The organism is Sedimentitalea sp. XS_ASV28 (genome assembly GCF_041224545.1).
Taxonomy (GTDB): Bacteria; Pseudomonadota; Alphaproteobacteria; order Rhodobacterales; family Rhodobacteraceae; genus Sedimentitalea.
Genome location: NZ_JBGFGP010000012.1, coordinates 1 through 3,978, shown reverse-complemented (window position 1 = coordinate 3,978; position 3,978 = coordinate 1). Strand labels below are relative to the sequence as shown.

The window sequence follows — 3,978 nt, the reverse complement described above, 5'->3', positions numbered from 1 at the left end:
GACGGCGCCGGCAGTTGGGTGATCTTCTCGCAGCGCCGGCAGGACTTCTTCAACCGGGCCGTCTCGACCACCTTCAGCTTGGCGGCGATCAGATCGAGAATCTCACTGACATCTTCGCCGATCAGGCGCAGGGCGCCGCCGCAGTCGGGGCAATCCGCAAGGCCGGGTCCGCCAGTTCGATGCGGTAGACCTTGCGGGGGTCATGGAAGGGGCGATGCGCATCCCGCAGCATATACTCCAGGTCTGGCCCGCGCTCACGCTCCAGCTTCTCCAGAAGTTCGGGGGTGATGCGGAACGCGTGGACCCCCTTCCCGTCTTCTTCACTCATCAGACCGCGATCCGCTTGCGGGCTTTGTATTGTGCAGGGCGTTTCGTTCGTCCTTATTTAGGTAAACTCTGCTTACTGCGATGTTCGGGTTGTTATGTTGGCGTCCAACCAGTTGCGTGCTGCAACAGCGCCAGTAAATCCGCGGTCAGCTCCGTCAACAACCTCTGAATATACCTCTCGCGTGATCAATATTTGATCGGGTGCATTTTTTAAGAGCTCTAAATTGTTGGAGCGGCCATACTTAGCCAAGATGTCACTATCTACGAGATATACGTCAGCCATTTTTTGAATCCAACTGCTCTTCGCTCACGTTCATTGCAAAGAACATGAAGTCTGATCTTGAAAAAATTTTATCTTCCCCGAGCTCGCGGACCCGCAATTTCACCTTCTCATAAAAAATGTCTAAAACGTCGCAAAGCTCGGAAGTATCGTCCATCACTTTGGTCTCGTCAGCATTTTGCATTTCTTTTCTGAGAGATTTGCGCTCTGCATCTAAAGGTGAATTTTTTGGAAACACTTTCCGAAAAAGTGGGAGCTTATTTTTGATTTCATCTGATGCCCTTAGACTTCCATAAATCGTAGAGTTTTTCATCATCTCTTCGTACCATTGGCTGCCAGCGATCGCCAAAAAAACGAAGATTGTAAGTAGGCAAGATACCAAAATAAAAAAGCTAATTAGCTGGATAATTGGCATGCCTAGATTCGACGACAGCCATAGAATAGGGGCTGCCACCAAAGAACCTATGAGCGCTTCATAGAAAACTTTAGGTTTCAATGGGTGTCTTCAATTAGATGAATATTGGAGAAATTATCATTATAAGACTTTATCCAAATATACGCTTCCATAGCCCTTTAATGAAACAGTTCCATTTCACCCAAACGCGTGTCATGTGCTATCGGATACTACATGCTGTACGCGAACCCGCGTGAGGTATATATAAAGGCAAGCGCCAAGCAGCAATAGTGTTGCGGCCACGGTTGTCGTTAACCCCGGTAGTATGGACAGTGCACCAATACCAACGAACAGGACCCTTTCCCACCAGGGCAGGCGCCGCAGCACCCATCCGATAATACCCACAGCGACTGCGGACACCCCTACTAAAACGCTATATATCGCCCATAGGGTGTCACTGACTGGTCCGACTAAGAGCAATCCAGGATGTATGACTGCAGCATAAGGTATAACGAAACCCGGCAACGATAAGGCAAAAGCACGCCAGCCGGTTCCAGACGCAGACGCCTTGGTGATGGCTGCCGCCGCATAGGCGGCCAATGCTACAGGCGGTGTGACCATCGATAAGATCGCGAAATAGAAGATGAAGAAATGCGCGGCGAGTGGCTCCAGACCGAGGGTGATGAGACTAGGAGCCAAGAGTATTGCTGCCATGATATAGGCTGAGGTCGTCGGCATACCGGCCCCCAATACGAGACTGGCGAGCATCGTCAGTACCAGCAGGATCACCGTATGGCCGCCTGCGACTTCGATCATGAAACTGGTGAATTTCGTACCAAGACCAGTGAAGCTTATGATTGCGACTACAATACCGGCTAGCGCACAAGGAAGTGCGACCGTCACCGAGCGTTCGGCGGCGATCACCAGCGTCTCGATGACGACAATGAACCGTTGTTGAGTGGCACTGCGCAGAGTGCCGATGATGATCGTCATGGCCGCCGCCTCTATCGCCGCATTTTCTACTGGAAACCCGACGACGATACGGTAGGCGAGCCAGAACAGCGGCAACAAAAGGTGCCCCCGAGCGATTAGAACTTCGCACACAGATTCCTTCATCGTGTCTTCTACGGGAGCGATTTTCTGACTGCGGGCCTCCAAATCAACCATCAGAAGCAGTGCAATATAATAGGCGACGGCCGGAAGGATCGCTGCCAGCACTATAGTTTGATATGGAGCCTGCAGAAAGTCGGCCATTATGAAGGCTGCAGCGCCCATCACCGGCGGTACGAGTTGCGCCCCGGTGGAAGCGGCCGCCTCGACACCTCCCGCAAAGCGTGCATCATAGCCTGCGCGGCGCATGAGAGGGATCGTGAAGATGCCCGTCGACATGACATTCGCGACGGCGCTGCCCGAAACAGACCCCAGCATCCCGGACGAAACGACAGCGGCTTTAGCCGGTCCGCCGACACGGTGGCCAGTCATCGTCATCGCAAAATCAATTATCAGCCGCCCCCCACCAAACGCGTCGTAGAGCGCTGCAAAAAGAATGAAGTAAAATACCGTTGAGACCGAAACCCCCGTTGGCACACCATAAAGCCCCTGAAGCGACAGGAACTCCATGTCGATGAAGCGCTCAATCCCCGTGTAGCGGTGCGCAAAAGCCTGCGGCAGGTAAGGCCCGACGAAAAAGTAAATTACGAATATGGTAGCGAAGACTGTCAGCCCCCAACCAAGAAATCGCTGGCACGCCAGAAAAACCATTGCAATAAGCACTGTGCCCAGTAAATAGTCGAGCGGCAGGGCGGGATCCAGCCCTTGGATGCGTCCACTGGTCAGGAAATCCGATTGTATGGAAATGTAGAGGCCCGGCACGAGCGCGCTAAGGGCCAGCACCCTCCAAAACCAGGCCATGATGGGCTTGAGCGCCCTCTCTCCCAGCAGGCCGAATGCCAATGAGACTGCGAATGAAACGTGCAGCGAGCGCTGGGTGAACATGTCGATCTGCGGCCAAAAAACGAATGCTATTTGGGCAAAAGACCAAGCGATCGCAATAAGTGCAGCCGGACGCGCTAGGGCTTTCCACCGGGCAAGGTGCTCCTTGACCGATTCCGCGTTCCTGTTATTCATGATTTTCAGGCTTTCTCTTACTGAACCCAGCCACGCTCACGAAAATACCGAAGGGCACCTTCGTGCATCGGAATGCCGTTCACGTCTTCGCGCCATACTCCGTTTTTCTCGCAATCGAAGTCCGAAAGAGCCTTGTGTGCGTTTTGCAGCGCTTCAGTATTCTCACAAATCGTTTTGACGATGGTATACGCCAGATCATCAGACATGTTAGTGCTACTGAAAAGCGTTGTAGTAGTCCCCGGAAGCTTAACGTCTTTGTCTTGTCCAGAGAAAGTTCCCGCCGGCAAGGTGGCTTCGCCCCAACCGTAGAGCTCCGTCATTTTTGCAAGAACATCGCCGGAAGGTTGCAGGAATGTCAGCTGGTTTTGTGTTGCGAGCTCGGTAATTCCGGGATGTCCGCGGGTAGCGACCTGAATGAACACATCTCCCGTACCGGACGCGAAACGTGTCTTGACCATATCCCACGATCCAAATTCGAAGCTGCCACCGGCAGCCTCTACGCTTTCCTGACTAATGTCCGCAACGTCCAGCATTTGCTCTCCGCCGTATGCACCGATGCTGCCACGCGCCAGCAAAGTCACGTTGGCGTCGGGCTTTACGTCTTTAAAGTAGTTTGCCATGTCATTTTCAAAGCCGGTGCCGCGGACCATCGGAACAAGATAGTACTGGTCCCATCCACCAATCAGACCGCGTAGATTGTCGAACGGCTCTGACCTGCCCCCCTTCGGTCCCTCGTTCATAACGAGAGTCTGCGGGTTTGATCTTGATAATCATGGGTTTCGGTTTGGGCAAGCGCGCCGGGCGCGGAGCCCTCAAATTGCTCAAGCGCTCGGCGCGCTTGCAGTGGCGT

General features: G+C 53.3%; 4 protein-coding genes and 1 pseudogene. All 5 read right to left on the bottom strand.

Going from position 1 to position 3,978, the window contains the following annotated elements:
• Window positions 1-152, bottom strand: a pseudogene (locus tag AB9K34_RS00075) (IS66 family transposase zinc-finger binding domain-containing protein); the annotation flags it as partial.
• Window positions 122-328, bottom strand: a complete 207-nt coding sequence (locus tag AB9K34_RS00070) for a hypothetical protein (protein ID WP_369952466.1) — start codon at window positions 326-328, stop codon at window positions 122-124. The gene AB9K34_RS00070 and the pseudogene AB9K34_RS00075, both read right to left, overlap by 31 nt.
• Before the next feature lie 274 nt (window positions 329-602).
• Entirely contained in the window at window positions 603-1,103 is a 501-nt protein-coding gene (locus AB9K34_RS00065; protein WP_369952465.1) for a hypothetical protein, read from the bottom strand.
• A gap of 111 nt (window positions 1,104-1,214) precedes the next feature.
• The gene (locus AB9K34_RS00060) at window positions 1,215-3,128 is read right to left on the bottom strand and encodes a TRAP transporter permease (protein ID WP_369952464.1); all 1,914 of its coding nucleotides are present in this window, start codon (window positions 3,126-3,128) and stop codon (window positions 1,215-1,217) included.
• A 17-nt stretch (window positions 3,129-3,145) separates the two neighbouring features.
• Entirely contained in the window at window positions 3,146-3,868 is a 723-nt protein-coding gene (locus AB9K34_RS00055; protein ID WP_369952463.1) for a TAXI family TRAP transporter solute-binding subunit, read from the bottom strand.
• Window positions 3,869-3,978: the final 110 nt, after the last annotated feature.